At 73.8% G+C, this 16,010-nt stretch carries 15 protein-coding genes; 4 read left to right on the top strand and 11 right to left on the bottom strand.

Translation table 11 applies throughout. The features are described from left to right. Positions 1-9: 9 nt before the first annotated feature. Positions 10-1,203, top strand: coding sequence for a hypothetical protein (locus tag PHY01_RS00465; protein ID WP_141276164.1), 1,194 nt, complete (start codon positions 10-12; stop codon positions 1,201-1,203). Between the two features lie 72 nt (positions 1,204-1,275). On the opposite strand, the gene PHY01_RS00470 is transcribed toward PHY01_RS00465, so the two are convergent. The 8 genes from PHY01_RS00470 to PHY01_RS00505 form a co-directional block, all read right to left on the bottom strand. Continuing rightward, positions 1,276-2,517 (bottom strand): ABC transporter ATP-binding protein, encoded by a 1,242-nt coding sequence (locus PHY01_RS00470; RefSeq protein ID WP_141276165.1) that lies wholly within the window; start codon positions 2,515-2,517, stop codon positions 1,276-1,278. 8 nt (positions 2,518-2,525) lie between these two features. Continuing rightward, complete coding sequence (locus PHY01_RS00475) at positions 2,526-3,359, bottom strand: carbohydrate ABC transporter permease (protein WP_141276166.1); 834 nt, start codon at positions 3,357-3,359, stop codon at positions 2,526-2,528. Further along, entirely contained in the window at positions 3,360-4,322 is a 963-nt protein-coding gene (locus tag PHY01_RS00480; RefSeq protein ID WP_141276167.1) for a carbohydrate ABC transporter permease, read from the bottom strand. It abuts the gene before it with no gap. Between the two features lie 73 nt (positions 4,323-4,395). Next, entirely contained in the window at positions 4,396-5,694 is a 1,299-nt protein-coding gene (locus PHY01_RS00485) for an extracellular solute-binding protein (RefSeq protein ID WP_141276168.1), read from the bottom strand. Positions 5,695-5,868: 174 nt separating this feature from the next. Beyond that, positions 5,869-6,066, bottom strand: coding sequence for a hypothetical protein (locus tag PHY01_RS00490; RefSeq protein ID WP_141276169.1), 198 nt, complete (start codon positions 6,064-6,066; stop codon positions 5,869-5,871). 73 nt (positions 6,067-6,139) lie between these two features. After that, entirely contained in the window at positions 6,140-7,288 is a 1,149-nt protein-coding gene (locus PHY01_RS00495) for an aminotransferase class I/II-fold pyridoxal phosphate-dependent enzyme (protein WP_141276170.1), read from the bottom strand. Positions 7,289-7,298: 10 nt separating this feature from the next. After that, positions 7,299-7,790 carry an Lrp/AsnC family transcriptional regulator gene (locus PHY01_RS00500; RefSeq protein ID WP_170183585.1) on the bottom strand — a complete coding sequence of 164 codons (492 nt, stop codon included), beginning with the start codon at positions 7,788-7,790 and terminating at the stop codon, positions 7,299-7,301. A 10-nt stretch (positions 7,791-7,800) separates the two neighbouring features. Further along, entirely contained in the window at positions 7,801-8,949 is a 1,149-nt protein-coding gene (locus PHY01_RS00505) for an aminotransferase-like domain-containing protein (protein WP_141276171.1), read from the bottom strand. 216 nt (positions 8,950-9,165) lie between these two features. On the opposite strand from PHY01_RS00505, the gene PHY01_RS00510 reads away from it, so the two are divergent. After that, a complete protein-coding gene (locus PHY01_RS00510) occupies positions 9,166-10,497 on the top strand; it encodes a replication-associated recombination protein A (RefSeq protein WP_246085606.1) in 1,332 nt (443 codons plus the stop codon). A 49-nt stretch (positions 10,498-10,546) separates the two neighbouring features. Here PHY01_RS00510 and PHY01_RS00515 read toward each other — a convergent pair whose 3' ends face one another. Further along, entirely contained in the window at positions 10,547-11,584 is a 1,038-nt protein-coding gene (locus PHY01_RS00515) for a glycoside hydrolase family 183 protein (RefSeq protein WP_141276172.1), read from the bottom strand. Between the two features lie 31 nt (positions 11,585-11,615). Further along, positions 11,616-12,899 carry an arginine deiminase gene (locus PHY01_RS00520; protein WP_141276173.1) on the bottom strand — a complete coding sequence of 428 codons (1,284 nt, stop codon included), beginning with the start codon at positions 12,897-12,899 and terminating at the stop codon, positions 11,616-11,618. On the opposite strand from PHY01_RS00520, the gene PHY01_RS00525 reads away from it, so the two are divergent. Both PHY01_RS00525 and rocD read left to right on the top strand, forming a co-directional pair. Continuing rightward, on the top strand, positions 12,898-13,377 hold the full coding sequence (locus tag PHY01_RS00525; protein ID WP_246085585.1) for an Lrp/AsnC family transcriptional regulator: 480 nt from the start codon (positions 12,898-12,900) through the stop codon (positions 13,375-13,377). The genes PHY01_RS00520 and PHY01_RS00525 overlap by 2 nt on opposite strands. A 215-nt stretch (positions 13,378-13,592) precedes the next feature. Continuing rightward, positions 13,593-14,777, top strand: a complete 1,185-nt coding sequence (gene rocD, locus PHY01_RS00530) for an ornithine--oxo-acid transaminase (RefSeq protein ID WP_141276292.1) — start codon at positions 13,593-13,595, stop codon at positions 14,775-14,777. Here the strand turns inward: rocD and PHY01_RS00535 are convergent. Further along, complete coding sequence (locus PHY01_RS00535) at positions 14,764-15,903, bottom strand: DNRLRE domain-containing protein (protein WP_141276174.1); 1,140 nt, start codon at positions 15,901-15,903, stop codon at positions 14,764-14,766. The genes rocD and PHY01_RS00535 overlap by 14 nt on opposite strands. Positions 15,904-16,010: the final 107 nt, after the last annotated feature.

Genomic DNA, 16,010 nt, shown 5'->3' on the forward strand with positions numbered 1-16,010 from the left:
TCGCGGGCGATGGTCAGCAACCTGGGCGCCTTCCCCAGACCGGTGCTCATGGCGCTGGCTGCAGCCGAACGCCTGCTCACCCGCCGGGCGGGGGCGAGCGTCGTCCTGGCCGACCCGGAGGACCTGGGCGGCAGCGACCGGTCGGTGGTGGCCCGGGCGCGGGTGGCCCGCAACCCGTTCTCCCTGCCGCGCACGCTGGTGGTCAAGCACTACCTGGCCGACCCCGAGCCGGGCAGGCCCGACCCGTTCCACCACGAGGTCGCGAGCTGCCAGCTGTTCACCGCCCTGCCCTCCGAGGCCCGCGCCAGCCCGGAGCTGATCGCCCACGACCCGCAGGCTCGGCTGCTGGTCCTGGAGGACCTGGGGCGCAGCTCCACCCTCGCCGACGCCCTGTTCGGCCCCGACCCCGCCGCCGCGCAGCGCTGCCTGCTGGGGTGGGCCCGCGGCCTGGGCCGGATGCAGGCCACCACGGCCGGCCGGGAGAACGACTTCGGGGCGCTGCTGCGCCGGCTGGGGGAGCGGTCCTGGCGCGACCCCGTCGCCGAGGACGCCCGCGCCGCGCTGGCCGGGGTCTCGGCGATGCTCACCGACGTGCTCGGCGTGCCGGTGCCGGACGCGGCGCTGCGCGACGCCCAGGGCTCCGCGCGGCTGCTCGGCGGCACCCGCTACCGCGCGTTCAGCCCGTCGGACACCTGCCCGGACAACAACCTCGTCACCAGCCGCGGGGTGCGGTTCGTCGATTTCGAGGGCGGCTGCTTCCGCGACGTCGCGCTGGACGCCGCCTACTTCCGCGTGCCGTTCCCGGCCTGCGAGGCGAGCTTCGCGCTGCCGCCCGGGGTGACCGCGGTGATGCTGGATGCCTGGCGCAACGAGATCTCCGGGGTGTGGCCCGATCTCGACGACCCGGAGCTGCTCGGGCGCCGGCTGCTCGACGCGCAGCTGCTGTGGGTGTGGCTGTGCACGTGGTGGCTGCTGCCGCGGATCCGTGGCCGTGACGCCCTGCTGGGGCCCGACCCGACCCGCACCCCGCGGATCAGCACCGTGCTCGCGCACTACTGGCGCGAGATGGCCGCGTCCGCGGCGGCGGCCGGGCGCCACGCGAGCGCCGACCTCGGCGTCGCGGTCGCCGAGGTGCTGCGGGACCGGCACATCGACGCCCCGGACGAGCTCGCGGTGTACCCGGCGTTCCGGTCGGTCGCCTGAGCCTCGGAAACCTGGGCGGCGGGGCGCGGCGGGTGCGGCCCGGGATGGACCGGCACCCGCCGCGCCCCGGGCTCAGCCCGCCTTCTGCCGCGCCTGCTCGACCTGCTCCACCCGGTCCTGCGCGGCCATCCGGGTCAGCTCCGCACCCGCGTCGGCGTCGCGGGTCAGGTTGTCCCCGGTCTCCGGGTCGAACACGTGCACCTTGCGGCTGTCGAGCCAGAACTCGGCCTCGCGGCCCTCGCGGATGCGGCTGGTCGCGTCGATCGACACGATGGCCTGGGTCCGCAGCTGGTCGGAGTCGAGCTCGCGGGAGAGCTCCTTGAGCTGCAGCGTCACGTCCTCGGGCGCGTCGTAGGGGATGTAGGCGTACTGCGAGTCGCCGAGCCACTCGGTGACGTCGACGCGCGCGGTGAACACCGACCCCAGCGGCCGCTTCGCCTCGTCGACCAGCGAGGCGTCCTCGAAGTACTCGGGGCGGATGCCGACCAGCACCAGCTCCTTGCCCTCGACGGCCTTCGCCCGCCGCTCGTCGAGCTCGATCGTCCCGAACGGGGTCTCCAGGCTCGACCCGGACACCGTGGCGGGCAGGAAGTTCATCGGCGGCGAGCCGATGAACCCGGCCACGAACAGGTTGACCGGCTGCTCGTAGAGCTCGCGCGGCGACGCGACCTGCTGGATCAGCCCCTTGCGCAGCACGCAGACGCGGTCGCCCAGCGTCATCGCCTCGGTCTGGTCGTGGGTGACGTAGACCGTGGTGATGCCCAGCCGCCGCTGCAGACGCGCGATCTCGGTGCGCATCTGCCCGCGGAGCTTGGCGTCGAGGTTGGACAGCGGCTCGTCGAACAGGAACGCGTCGGCGGCGCGGACGATCGCCCGCCCCATCGCGACGCGCTGGCGCTGCCCGCCGGACAGGTTCGCCGGCTTGCGGTCCAGGTGCTCGTGCAGCTCCAGCACGTCGGCCGCCTCGGTGACCCGCTTGCGCACCTCGTCGTCGGGTGCGTTCTGCAGGCGCAGCGGGAACGCGATGTTCTCGTAGACCGACAGGTGCGGGTAGAGGGCGTAGTTCTGGAAGACCATCGACAGGTTGCGGTCGCGCGGCGCCTTGTCGTTGACGCGCGTGCCGCCGATGACCATGTCGCCCGAGGTGATGTCCTCCAGCCCGACGATCATCCGCAGCAGCGTGGACTTCCCGCAGCCCGACGGGCCGACCAGGATCATGAACTCACCGTCGGCGATGTCCAGGCTGACGTCGTTGACGGCGGGGAAGCCGTCGCCGTACTTCTTGACGATGTTGCGCATCTCGATCGAAGCCATGACTTCTCCTAACCCTTGACCGCGCCGTTGGTGAGACCGGCGACGATGCGCCGTTGGAAGAACAGGACCAGGATGATCACCGGGATGGTGACGACCACCGCGGCCGCCGCGATCGCGCCCGTCGGGTCCTCGAACTGCGACGCGCCCGAGAACAGCCCGAGCGCGGCCGGGACCGGTCGGGCGGCCCCGGTGGAGGTCAGCGAGATCCCGTAGACGAAGTCGTTCCAGGCCAGGAAGAACGCGATGATCGCGGTGGTGAACACCCCGGGCGCCGCCAGCGGCACGATGACCTTGCGGAACGCCTGCCAGGTGGTGGCCCCGTCGACCTGGGCCGCCTGCTCCATCTCCCACGGGATCTCCCGGAAGAACGCCGACATCGTCCAGATCGAGATGGGCAGCGTCAGCGACAGGTAGGGGATGATCAGGCCGGGCCAGGTGTCGTAGAGCCCGATCTGGCGCCACAGGTTGAACAGCGGCGTGACGATCGAGATCACCGGGAAGATCGCCACGGCCAGCGCGGTGGACAGGATGATCTTCTTGCCGGGGAAGTCGAGCCGGGCGATCGCGTAGGCGGCGAACATCGCCAGCAGGCAGGACAGGAACGTGGCGATCAGGCAGATCCCGAACGAGTTGAGCAGGGCGGGCAGGAACAGCTCGCTCGCGTCCCCGGTGAGGATCAGCGAGTAGTTCTCCCAGGTGAACACGGTCGGCAGGAACTGGCCGTTGGCGATGTCGGCGGGCGCCTTGAACGACAGCGACACGATCCAGGCGATCGGGAACAACGCGTAGAGGATGATCCCGATGCCCGCGACGATCCACCAGTTGCGTTCTCGTGTGGACATCTACTTCTCCCCCCTGGCCTGCGACAGGTCCACCTTGAACCCCTTGATGAACCCGAACGCGATGAGCACGACCGACAGGAACAGCAGCACCGACACCGCGGAACCCAGGCCGATCTCGAGTCGGGCGATGGTCTGGCGGTAGGCCAGGAACGACACCGTCTCGGTGCCGTTGGCCCCCGCCGTCATGACGAAGACGCTGTCGAACACGCGGAACGCGTCGAGCGTGCGGAACAGCAGGGCCACCATGATCGCGGCCTTCATGTTCGGGATGGTCACCTTGCGCATCCGCTGCCACCAGGTCGCCCCGTCGACCTGGGCGGCCTCCTGCAGGACGTCGGGGACCTGCGCGAGGCCCGCGAGCAGCAGCAGCGAGATGAACGGGGTGGTCTTCCAGATCTCGGCCAGGCAGATCACCAGCAGCGAGGTGCCGGTGCCGCCGAACCAGTCGGTGTCGGCCGAGACCCCCGGCAGCCACGCGAACCAGGTGTTCACGAAGCCCGAGGTGAGGTCGAAGGCGAACTGCCAGGCGAACGCCGAGACGACGGTGATGATCGCGTAGGGCAGCAGGATCGCCGCGCGCAGGATCGGCCGCAGCCCCTTGAGGGCCTTGAGCATCACCAGTGCGAGGGCGAAGCCGAGCACCAGCTCCACGGCCACGGTGACGACGGTGATCAGGACCGTGACGCCGAAGGACTGCCACCACAGCGTGTCGGTGAGCACGACCCAGTAGTTGCCCAGGCCCACGAAGGACCGGTTGCCGGGGTCGGTGAGCCGGTAGGAGAACAGCGAGTCGTAGACGGCCTGGACGATCGGGTACGCGGTGACCAGCAGCATCACCGCGAACGCCGGGCCGGCCAGGATCCAGCCCAGGCGCCGCTCCGCGCGGACGCGGTCGCTGGCCCCACCGGTCGGCGCCGGACGGCCGGTGGCGACGTCGGTGGGCGGGGGTGCGGTGGTGGTCACGACTCCTCCTCGCTGGCGCTCGTCGGAGCCGTTCCGTGGGTCGCTGTGTCGAATGGTGCCCTCGCAAGCTCGGTCACAGCAGCTCCTCCCCGGACAGGACGGCACGGATCAGCTCGGCCGCGGCCGGGCCGGTGACGTCGGGTGTGACGGCGGTCGGCGGGTGGTAGATGCGCTGCAGGCTGCCGGAGACCTCGCTGTAGTACGCCGTCTGCGGCCGGGGGGCCGCCTGCTGCAGGGACTGCGCGATCACCGGGGCCATCGGGAACTCCGCGACGACCTCCGGGTCCTCGAACACCGCGAGGCTGGCCGCCGGGTTGCCGTTGGACACGAAGTAGTAGGCCTGGTTCTCGTCGGAGGTGATGCACTGCGTGGCCTGGTAGGCCAGGTCGGGGTGGCGACTCGACGCGCCGACCCCCAGGTTGATGCCGCCGTAGGGCGGCGCGCTCGGCGTGCCCGCCTCGACCTGCGGGTACACCGCCCAGCCGTAGTCGTCGACGACGGACTGGTCCAGGGTGCCGCCCTCGACGCCGCTGCCCGCCCGGCCCCACACGAACGGCCAGTTGACCATGAAGGAGGCGTCGCCGTTCTCGAACGACGCGACGCTCTCGTCCTCGCCCGCGGTGGTGAACGCCGGGCCGACCGCCCCGCTGTCGGCCACCGCGCGCATGACCTCCGCCGCGCGTGCGGCCTGCGGGGTGTCGAGCCCCAGCTGGATGTCGGCGGGGTCGTCGGCGGTCTGCGCGATCACCGCGCCGCCCGCGGAGGCGATCAGCGCGTTGAACCACACGACCAGCGACTCGGCACGCCGGCCCTGGGCCGCGATCTGGGTGTCCTGCTCCTGCGCCGCGGTGACCAGCTGGTCCCAGGTGACGGGCTGGGTCATGTCCAGCCCGGCCGCCTCGGCGACGGACTTCTTGTACCAGAGCAGCTGGGTGTTGGCCCAGAACGGCACCGTCACCAGCTGCCCGTCCCAGGTGGCACCGTCGATCGCGCTCTGCACCACGCCGTCGGAGACGTCGCTCGCGACCTCGGGCGGCATCGGGGCGAGGAACCCGGCCTGGGCGAACTCCGGGATGTAGGGCGGGTCCAGGCTCATGATGTCGATCGAGGAGTCACCGGCCGCGAGGCGCCGCACGAGCTGCTGGCGCTGCTCGGAGGACTCGCGCGGCAGCACCGAGACGTCGATGTCGTAGGCGCCGCCCGCCGCGGCGGAGCAGCGGGCGGCGATCTCCTCCTGGCCGCCCGAGTCGGGGTTGATGTACCAGGTCAGAGTGGGCGGCCCAGGGTCGGAGACCCCGCATCCGGCCAGGCCGCACAGGGCCAGCGCGGCCACAGCCGCGGTGCCCAGGCGACGCCGTCGTCGTTGACGCATGCTGCTCCTCCATCGGGTCGACGGTCGATCACCCGGACAGCCTCGACCCTGCGGACGGGTTCGGCGAATCGGAGAGATCCATCACGTCATGCAACCCGGCATCCCGGACAAAATCCAGGGTTGCGGCCCATCCGCAACCGAGCGACCGGAGGAAGGCCGCGTTCCGGACGGCCCTCAGGCGGCGCGGCGGGACGGCACCGGCGCCGCGGGCGCCCACGGCGTCGCGAACGTCAGGCCGGCCTCGATGAGCCAGAGCTGCGCCCGGGTGCAGGTCGGGCAGATCCGGGTGATGGAGCCGTCGACCTCGTGCTGGCTGCTCCAGGCCAGGTCGCCGGGGGTGTGGGGGAGGGCGCACAGGGGGCAGGTGTCCATGGCGTCGAGCCTGGCCGCCCCGCTTTTCCGGTGTGTGAACGGCGCGGGAAACCTGCAGTGCGTGGACGTCCGACTACCCGGCGTTCAGGAACCTCGCGATGCGCACCAGCGCCTCCTCCAGCTGCGGCAGCGCCGTGGCGTAGGAGCAGCGGATGTGCCCCTCACCGGACGGGCCGAACACGTTGCCCGGCACCACGGCCACGCTCTCGGCGTGCAGCAGCCGCTCGGCGAAGGTCTCCGAATCGAGACCCGAGGAGCGGATCGAGGGGAACGCGTAGAACGCGCCGCCGGGCTCGGGGCAGTCCAGCCCGATCTCGCGCAGGCCCTTGACGAACACGCGACGGCGGCGGTCGTAGTCGGCCACCATGGCGTCGACGTCGTCGTCCGGGCCGGACAGCGCCTCCACCGCGGCGAGCTGCGAGACGTGCGGCGCGCACAGCATCGTGTACTGGTGCACCCGCACGCACAGCTCGGCGACGGCCTGCGGCGCGCAGATCCAGCCGACGCGCCAGCCCGTCATCGCGTGGGCCTTGGAGAAGCCGCCGAGCAGCACGGTGCGCTCGGGGGCCAGCGTGCCGAGGCAGGTGTGCGCCCCGTCGTAGGTCAGCCGGTCGTAGATCTCGTCGGAGACCAGGTACAGGTCGTGCTCGCGGGCGAGGCGGACCAGCGCGTCGAGGGCGGCGCGGGGCTGCACGGCGCCGGTCGGGTTGGCGGGCGAGCCGATCAGGATCGCCTTGGTGCGCGGGGTGATCGCGGCGGCGACGACGTCGGCGTCGATCGCGAAGTCGTCCTCCCAGCGCGTCGGCACCCGCACCGGGGTGCCGCCGGCGAACCCGACGCACGGCTCGTAGGCCACGTAGCACGGCTCCGGCACGATCACCTCGTCACCGGGCTCGAGCAGCACGCGGAGCACGAGGTCCAGGCCCTCGGAGACGCCGGTGGTGATCAGGCACTCCTCGCGCGGGTCGTAGGTCGCGCCGTAGCGGGTGGCCAGGTCGTCGCAGATCAGCTCGCGCAGCCTCGGCAGGCCCGCGTTGGAGGTGTAGGTGGTATAGCCGTGTTCCAGGGCGTAGATCCCGGCCTCGCGGATGCGCCACGGCGTCACGAAGTCGGGCTCGCCGACGCCGAGGGAGATGACGTCGTCCATCTCGGCCGCGATGTCGAAGAACCGCCGGATCCCCGACGGCGGGCACGCCGCGATGACCGGGTTGAGCGGCCTCACTGTGTCCTCCTCACGGGGTCACCGGCAGGCGGTGGTCGGCCTCGGGGGTGGCGAAGGAGTCGCCGTCGCGCTTGTAGGTCTTGAGCACGAAGTGTGTGGCCGTGGCGCGCACCCGGTCGATCGTGGACAGCTTCTGGGAGACGAAGTCCGACACCGCGCGGATGGTGCGGCCCTCCACGGTGCAGCGCAGGTCCTGGCTGCCCGAGACCAGGTACACGCTGCGCACCTCGGGGAACCGGGCGATGCGCTCGGCCACGTCGTCGAAGCCGACGCCGCGGGCCGGGGCCAGCGAGACGTCGATGAAGGCGGTGACGGTCTCGGCCGTGGAGTCGCCGTCGACGGCGTCCCAGTCGACCACGGCCTTGTAGCGCCGGATCGCGCCGGAGGACTCCCATGCCGCGATCGCCGCGCTCACCTCGGCCACCGGGATGCCCGTCATCGTGGCGAGGGTGTCGTGGGAGAGCTGGGCGTCGCGTTCCAGCAGTTCGAGGATCTGGCGCACGTCGGCGACCCTACGTCGCGGCCCGTGCGAGCCGGCGCACCGCCTCGGTGACCACCGGTTCGGGGTGTGAGACGACGCAGCACCGCAGCGAGTGCGGCTGCTGGGTGTCCACCGCGAACGCGCTGCCGGGCACGAACCCGACCCCGTGCCCGAGCGCCCGGGGGAGCAGCGCGGTGGTGTCGACGCCGGGCAGCTCCAGCCAGCAGAACATCCCGCCGGCCGGGACCGAGCAGCTCGCGCCCGGTAGGTGCCCGGCGACGGCGGCGGTGAAGGCCGCGGCACGCGCCGCGGTGGCGTCGCGGACCCGGCGCAGGTGCGCGTCGAACCAGGCGGGGTCGCCGAGCAGGTCGGCGGTGATCGTCTGGGTCAGCGACGAGGTGCACAGGTCGGTGCACTGCTTGAGCCGCTCCACGGCGGCGAGCAGCTCGGGCGGCCCGGACAGCCACCCCACGCGCAGGGCCGGGGCCAGCACCTTCGACGCGCTCCCCAGCCGCACCACGCGGTCGGAGTGGGCCGCGACCGGCACCGGCGGCACGCCGTCGAAGGCGAGCAGGCCGTACGGGTCGTCCTCCACGACGAGGAAGCCGAACCGCTCGGCCAGCGCGGCGAGCCGGACGCGCCGCTGCGCGGACAGGGTGACCCCCCGCGGGTTGTGGAACGTCGGGACGGTGTGCACCAGCCGGGGGCGCAGCCCGTCGCGCAGGCGGCGCTCCAGCACGTCGACCTGCAGGCCGTCGGCGTCGAGCGGGACGGGGTGCATCGCGGCGCCGGCGGCCTGGAACACCTGCAGGGCCCCGACGTAGGCCGGTTCCTCCACGACCACCGGGTCACCGGGGTCGAGCAGGGCGCGGGCGACGAGGTCGAGGCCCTGCTGCGACCCCGAGGTGACGACCACGTCGGTGACCGGGCGGCCGCAGAGGGCCGTCTCGTGGGCGGTGAGGACGGCGCGCAGGGACGGCAGCCCGGCGGTCTCGCCGTACTGCACCGCCGCGGGGTCGGTGAGCGCCGCCGCCGCGGCGGCGGCGATCCGCTCGCGGGGCAGCAGGTCGGCGGCGGGCAGGCCCCCGGCCAGGCTGATCACCTCCGACCGGGAGGTGAGCGAGAGCAGGTCGCGGATCGCGGAGCCGCGCACGGCGCGGGACGCGGTGGACAGGTGCACGGGACGCCTTCCGTCCGATCGGGGCGTCCTGGATCGGCAGGGCGGTGACGGGTGCGGGCGCGGGGTGGCGGGCCCTCACCGATGCTCCCGCACCGTCCCGTTCTACGGAACCGACATCTCATTCAATGGGAACGAGGTCGGGAGCGGGGCGTGGGTGCCGCGGGAACGGTCGTGCGCCGGTGGCAGGCTGGTGGCGTGACCACCGACGCGGACGGGCTGTTCGAGCTCGACGGGCCCGCGCCCACGGCACGGGCGGAGGCGCCGCGCGCGACCGCCCCGCTGGCCGCCCGGATGCGCCCCCGCACGCTCGACGAGGTCGTCGGCCAGGCCCACCTGCTCGCCCCCGGCGCCCCGCTGCGCCGCCTCGTCGAGGGCGGGGCGGCGGCGTCGGTGCTGCTCTACGGCCCGCCCGGCACCGGGAAGACCACGATCGCGCGGCTGCTCTCGCAGGTCGGCTCCCGGCACTTCGTCGCGCTGTCCGCGCTGTCGTCGGGGGTCAAGGAGCTGCGCGAGGTGATCGCCGACGCCCGGCGCCGGCGCGACCACCACGAGCAGCAGACCGTCCTGTTCATCGACGAGGTGCACCGCTTCTCCCGGACCCAGCAGGACGCCCTGCTCGGCGCCGTCGAGGACCGGCTGGTGCTGCTCGTCGCGGCCACCACGGAGAACCCGTCGTTCTCGGTGGTCTCGCCGCTGCTGTCGCGTTCGCTGGTACTGCAGCTGCAGTCGCTCACCGAGGACGACGTGCGCGCGCTGCTGCGCCGGGCGGTCGCCGACCCGCGGGGCCTCGCGGGTGCCGTCGCGCTGGCGCCGGACGCGGAGGACGCGCTCGTGCGCCTGGCCGCGGGCGACGCCCGGCGCGCGCTCACCGCCCTGGAGGCCGCCGCGGACGGGCTGGCCGGCGCCGGGGGCTCGGTGATCGACGTGCCGGCCGTCGAGCGGGCCGTCACCGAGGCCACCGTGCGCTACGACCGCCAGGGCGACCAGCACTACGACGTCATCAGCGCGTTCATCAAGTCGATCCGGGGTTCGGACCCCGACGCCGCGCTGCACTACCTCGCCCGCATGATCGTGGCGGGGGAGGACCCGCGGTTCATCGCGCGGCGGCTGGTGGTGCACGCGAGCGAGGACATCGGGCTCGCCGACCCCACCGCGCTTCTCGCAGCGGTCGCCGCCGCGCAGACCGTGCAGCTCATCGGGATGCCCGAGGCCCGCCTCGCGCTGGCCCAGGCCACGGTGCACCTGGCGACGGCGCCGAAGTCGAACGCGGTGATCGTCGGCATCGACGAGGCGATGGCCGACGTCCGGGGCGGCGCGGTCGGCGCGGTGCCGCCGCACCTGCGCGACGGGCACTACGCCGGGGCGGAGAAGCTGGGCAACGCGGTGGGCTACCGCTACCCGCACGACTCCGGTGACGGCGTGCTCGCCCAGCAGTACCCGCCCGACGCACTGGTCGGGAGGGACTACTACCGGCCCACCCCGCACGGCGGCGAGCGGACCCTGGGCGAGCGCCTGGCCCGGCTGCGCCGCGCCGTCCGCGGCCGCTGACCCCGCGAGTCGGGACATCCGTGCGACCGAGTCCGCCGGCCGCTGCGGGTCAGGCCCCGGTCAGGTCGGTGCGGAACTGCATCGCCCGGTACGGCCAGTTCCGCGCGGTGTTCCACTGGCTCACCACCAGGTGCAGGTCGTCGAGCCGGGACCCGGGCAGGACGTAGCCGCCGTAGAGCTGGGCCACCCGGCCGCCGGCGTGGTCCTCGTGCTCCCACGCGCAGCCGTCGAGGACCGTCACGCGGCGGGCGGTGTGCAGGTCGTCGAGCGGGGAGGCGAGGTCGAGCACGTCGATGCGGTAGTTCCCGGCGTCGAACGCCGACAGCAGCCAGCGGTCCTGCACCCGGCGCAGGCTCAGCTCGCCGTAGGCGCCGGGCAGCGCGACGGTCGGGGGCAGGCCCCACGCCCACCCCTGCCCGGGGACGAAGCCCCAGCTCTCCCAGGCGCCCGGGGTGGTGAGGCGGTCGGCCGGCACCCGGTGCAGCACCAGCCCGTGCGCGCGCTGGAACCCGGTGGTGAACGCGTACACCCAGCCGTCGTCGCCGAGCTCCCAGGTGAGCATCTGGAACAGGCCGCCGAGGTGCCCGCCGGGCCAGCGCACCCCGGTGGGCCGCCACGTGACGCCGTGGTCGCGCGAGGAGTGGATCTCCGTCCAGTGCACGTGGCCCAGCTCGCGGCACACCATGACGTGCAGGTACATCGTGTCGCCGACGGTCAGGACGTCGGTCGGCAGGACGGTCGTGACGCGGCGGGGCCTGCGGGCGAACCAGCGCGGGAACTGGTGCAGGTAGCGCACCACCTGCCGGGCCCGGGGCCCGCGTCCGGCGCTGCCCGTCCAGCGCACGCCCGTGGGGACCGAGGCCGGGTCGCCGAACAGCACGACCGGTGAGCGCCAGCCCCGCCCGCCCGCGCGGGGCGAGGCGAAGGTGTCGCCGAAGACCGACACCAGCCGCCCGTCCGGGGCCGTGGTGGTGGTCCCGAGGTCGGTGCCGCCGATGCCGAACGCGTCGGTGTGCCCCGGCCCGGTGAGGTCGGCGACCTTGGTGGCCGGGGCCCGGAGCACGGGGGACCCGCTCGCCGCGTTCATGCCGGCGAGCCTCCCACGCCCGGCGGCGGGGTCAGACGCCGTCCCGCTGGATCGGGCAGCTCATGCACCGCGGCCCGCCGCGGCCGCGGCCCAGCTCCCCGCCGGGGATGTCCAGCACCTCGACGCCGTGGCGGCGCAGGAAGGTGTTGGTCGTGACGTTGCGCTCGTAGGTGACGACGACGCCGGGCGCGACGGCCAGCACGTTGCACCCGTCGTCCCACTGCTCGCGCTCGGCGGCGTGCACGTCCTGCTCCGCGGTGAGCACCCGGATCCCCGGCAGCCCGAGCGCCTCGGCGATGGCCGCGTGCATGCCGTCCGGGGCGTGGTCGGTGACGTGCAGCTCCTTCTCGTTGTCGCCCGGGCGCACCGTGTACGCCGGGAGCATCCCGAGCCCGGCGTACTTGGTGAAGGTCTCCGGGTCGACCATCGTCATCACGGTGTCCAGGTGCATGAGCGCGCGCGTCTCGGGCATCCGCAGCGCGACGATCCGGTCGACGTCGCCCCCCGCGAACAGCGCCCTGGCCAGCCGTTCGACGCCCGCGGCCGTCGTCCGCTCGCTCATGCCGACCAGCACGGCGCTCCCGCCCCCGTCGACAGAGGCGCCGAGCACCAGCATGTCGCCGCCCTCGGTGGTGGCCACCCCGTTCTCCGATCCCGCCGACCAGACGCGGAACCCGGCGTCGGCGAACAGCGGGTGCCACCGGTAGACCGCCTCGTAGTGCACGGTCTCCCGGATCCGCGCCTGCTTGCGCATGCTGTTGATCGCCACGCCGCCGCCGATCCATGCCGAGGTGTCGCGGGTGTAGAGGTGGTTGGGCAGCGGCTCGAGCACGAAGTCGTCGGGGTCCAGGACGTGGAAGGCCACCGACCGGGGCTCGGGGATGCGGTCGAGGACCTCGCGCTTGGTGATCCCGCCGACCAGGTGCGCGGTGAGCGTGTCGAGGTCCATCGCGTCGAAGCAGTTGCGCAGGGCGTCGATCGCCATCGGCCCGTACACGCGCTCGTCGAAGATGCGGTCCAGCACGTGGGCGTGCGCCTCCGGGATCCCGACGGTCGTGCGCAGCAGCTCACCGAACAGGTGCACGGTGACACCGCGCTGCGTGAGCACCTGCGCGAACCGGTCGTGCTCCTCCTGCGCGCGCTGCACCCACAGCACGTCGTCGAAGAGCAGGCGGTCCTTGTTGCCCGGCGTCAGCCGTTTCAGCTCCAGGCCGGGGCGGTGCAGGATGACCTGGCGGAGCTGCCCGACCTCGGAGTCGACGCGGAAGGACCCTGCGCTGGAGGACTCTGCGCGCAGGGATTCGGGGCGGGACATGCGTGACATCCTGCACCGCGTGGACCTCGACCGGCTCGACGAGCAGATCGTGGCCCTGCTCGTCGACGACGGCCGCCGCAGCTACGCCGACCTCGGGCAGCGGGTGGGACTGTCGGCGTCGGCGGTGCAGCGGCGCGTCGACCGGCTGCGCCGGGGCGGGGCGATCACCGGGTTCACCGTGACGCTGGATCCCGGCGCGCTCGGCTGGACGGTCGAGGGGTACGTCGAGCTGTTCTGCCGCATGCGCACCCCGCCCGCGACGATCCGGGCCGCGGTCGCACGCTTCCCCGAGGTCGTCGACGCGAGCACCGTGTCCGGCGAGGCCGACGCCGTGCTGCGGATACTGGCCGCGGACATGAGGCACTTCGAGCAGGTGCTCGAGCAGATCGGCGCCGAGCCGTTCGTGGCGCGGACCAGGAGCGTGCTGGTGCTCAGCCCGCTGATCCGGCGCCCCGCGGCCCCCCAGCCCCCGACCTGACCCGCCCGCCACGGCGGGAGCGGCGAACCCCGGGTACGCAACGTTCCGGCGCGATCAGCCGGATGTGCGCGCGGATCGTGCGCGGGCAGGCGTCGGATGGCGATTGTCGGGCGTCGGCGGCGTTCCTACCGTGGAGGTGTCCCGTCCCCGTCGGAGACCCCGGAGGTACGACCGTGACGACCCTGGAGTCCCGCACCGCGGAGCACGAGCGGCTCATGGCCGAGCACTCCGCGCACAACTACCACCCGCTGCCGGTCGTCGTCGCGCACGCGCGGGGCGCCTGGGTCACCGACGTCGAGGGCAGGCGCTACCTCGACTGCCTGGCCGGCTACTCGGCGCTGAACTTCGGCCACGGCCATCCGGCGCTCCTGGCCGCGGCGCACGCCCAGCTCGACCGGGTGACGCTGACCGGCCGCGCGTTCGGCAACGACCGCATCGGCCCGTTCTGCGCCGCCCTCGCCGCGCTGGTGGGCAAGGACATGGTGCTGCCGATGAACACCGGCGCCGAGGCCGTCGAGAGCGGGATCAAGGTGGCCCGCAAGTGGGGGTACGAGGTGAAGGGCGTGCCCCCGGGCCGGGCCCGCGTCGTCGTCGCCGACGGCGGCTTCCACGGCCGCACGACCACGATCGTCGGCTTCTCCACCGATCCCGACGCCCGCGGCGGCTTCGGCCCGTTCACCCCCGGCTTCGACGTCGTGCCCTACGGCGACGCGGACGCGCTGGCGGCGGCGATCACGCCGGACACCGTCGCGGTGCTGCTCGAGCCGGTGCAGGGGGAGGCCGGGGTCGTCGTCCCGCCGCCGGGCTACCTGGCCGCCGTCCGCGCGGCCTGCACCGCGCACCGCGTGCTGTTCGTCGCCGACGAGGTGCAGTCCGGCCTCGGGCGCACCGGGCACGTCCTCGCGACGCGGGCCGCGGGCGTCGACGCCGACGTCTACCTGCTCGGCAAGGCCCTCGGCGGCGGGATCGTGCCGGTCTCGGCCGTGGTGGCCGACCGGGAGGTGCTCGGCGTCCTGCGACCGGGCCAGCACGGCAGCACGTTCGGCGGCAACCCGCTGGCCTGCGCCGTCGGGCTCGCGGTGCTGGACCTGCTCGCCGACACCGGGCCCGAGGGCATGCTCGCCCGGGCCGCCCGGCTCGGGGCGGAGCTGCACGCCCGGCTCGGCGACCTCGTCGGGCACGGCGTCACCGCGGTGCGCGGGACGGGCCTGTGGGCCGGTGTCGACGTCGACCCCCGGGCCGGGACCGGCCGCGCGGTGAGCGAGGCGCTGGCGCGGTGCGGGGTGCTGGTCAAGGACACCCACGGGCCGACGGTCCGGTTCTCCCCGCCCCTGGTCGTGGAGCCCGGGGAGATCCGGTTCGCCGTCGACGCGCTGGCGGGCGTGCTCAGCCGAGCGTGATCTCCAGGTTCGGCACGTTCGGGCTCTCCGCCGACCCGAGCCGCTTCCAGCCCAGCGGGGAGGTCTCGTCGGCGGCGCGCAGCATCATCGTCCCGGACGGGACGCCCGCCGCGGTCCAGGCCCGCACCAGCTCGGTGACGTCGACCTGGACCCAGCCGGGCGCGCAGGCGGCGGCGTTGCCACGGGTCTCGGTGCTGGTCGCCCACATCCGGTCGGCGGCGGGCTGGGTGGCGAACCGGGTCGCGGGGCCGACGGCCGGGGCCGACCACACCTCCCACGCCGCCGGGGCGCACGACGATGACCAGTCCTGGTGCACCCGCAGCGTCGCCGAGCCGACGGGGCGACCGGTCACCCCGGTGAGGTCCCAGGTGAGGAAGCTGCGCGCCACCGCGACGCCGTCGTAGCTGCCCAGGCGCAGGTCGGGGTCGCCCGAGGCGTCGCTGCGCAGGATCGTCGACTGGACGGTCGTGTCGAAGGGCGCCGGCGTCGCGCCGCTCACCGGGGCGGCGGCGACGACGCGGCTGACGGCGGACTCGGTGGCCAGCCCCTCGGCGGCCAGGCCCTCGGCGCCCAGGCCCTCGGTGACCGGGCCCCCGGCCGCGCCCTCGGTGCCGGCGGCGGTCGTCGTCAGCGCGAGGACCGGGGCCGGGCCGGTCGGGGTGCCCGCCCGGCGGATCGACGCGGCGAACCCGGCGCGGGTGGCCTCGACGACGAGGTCGTAGCCCGGCGCCGCCTGCGGGTAGGTGGCGCGGTGCCCGGCCAGCGCGGGCGGCGGGAGCGGGCCGGGGCCGATCGGGGCGAGGGCGGCCGATCCGCCGCCCGCCCAGCGCACGACCGGGCCGGTCGGGGTGAGGACGAGGTCGTGCGGCGCCGCGGCGGGCCGGACGAGACCGTCCGGACCTGAACCGAGAGTGAGGTCGACGGGTACCCACTCGGCCCCGCGACGCAGCTGGACCGGCCCGGCGAACAGCGTGACGGCGCGGGACCCGTCGACGCGGGCGACGCTCGTGCTGGTCTCGGTGCGGGTGTCGGGGGTGACCGGCTCGTCCGCCGCTGCGGTGCCCGGGACGGCCAGTGCGAGCGCGGCACCGAGGATGATCGCGGTGCGTGCCGCGTGAGTCTTCATGATCGTCATAAGTAGGGGTCGTGACACCGGGTCGACAAGATCGACGGCCCATTCGCACCCACACCGGTGACGGCGTCCATCCCATCGGGGTCTTCGGTCACCGGAGA

It is taken from the genome of Pseudonocardia hydrocarbonoxydans (genome assembly GCF_006539565.1).
GTDB lineage: Bacteria > Actinomycetota > Actinomycetes > Mycobacteriales > Pseudonocardiaceae > Pseudonocardia > Pseudonocardia hydrocarbonoxydans.

Excerpts from the sequence above, each read along its gene's own strand:
- PHY01_RS00515 (WP_141276172.1), bottom strand. The coding sequence starts at position 11,584 with ATGAACGCGGCGAGCGGGTCCCCCGTGCTCCGGGCCCCGGCCACCAAG.
- PHY01_RS00475 (WP_141276166.1), bottom strand. The coding sequence starts at position 3,359 with ATGTCCACACGAGAACGCAACTGGTGGATCGTCGCGGGCATCGGGATC.
- PHY01_RS00520 (WP_141276173.1), bottom strand. The coding sequence starts at position 12,899 with ATGTCCCGCCCCGAATCCCTGCGCGCAGAGTCCTCCAGCGCAGGGTCC.
- PHY01_RS00485 (WP_141276168.1), bottom strand. The coding sequence starts at position 5,694 with ATGCGTCAACGACGACGGCGTCGCCTGGGCACCGCGGCTGTGGCCGCG.
- PHY01_RS00525 (WP_246085585.1), top strand. The coding sequence starts at position 12,898 with ATGCGTGACATCCTGCACCGCGTGGACCTCGACCGGCTCGACGAGCAG.
- PHY01_RS00470 (WP_141276165.1), bottom strand. The coding sequence starts at position 2,517 with ATGGCTTCGATCGAGATGCGCAACATCGTCAAGAAGTACGGCGACGGC.
- PHY01_RS00535 (WP_141276174.1), bottom strand. The coding sequence starts at position 15,903 with ATGAAGACTCACGCGGCACGCACCGCGATCATCCTCGGTGCCGCGCTC.
- rocD (WP_141276292.1), top strand. The coding sequence starts at position 13,593 with ATGGCCGAGCACTCCGCGCACAACTACCACCCGCTGCCGGTCGTCGTC.
- PHY01_RS00465 (WP_141276164.1), top strand. The coding sequence starts at position 10 with ATGGTCAGCAACCTGGGCGCCTTCCCCAGACCGGTGCTCATGGCGCTG.
- PHY01_RS00490 (WP_141276169.1), bottom strand. The coding sequence starts at position 6,066 with ATGGACACCTGCCCCCTGTGCGCCCTCCCCCACACCCCCGGCGACCTG.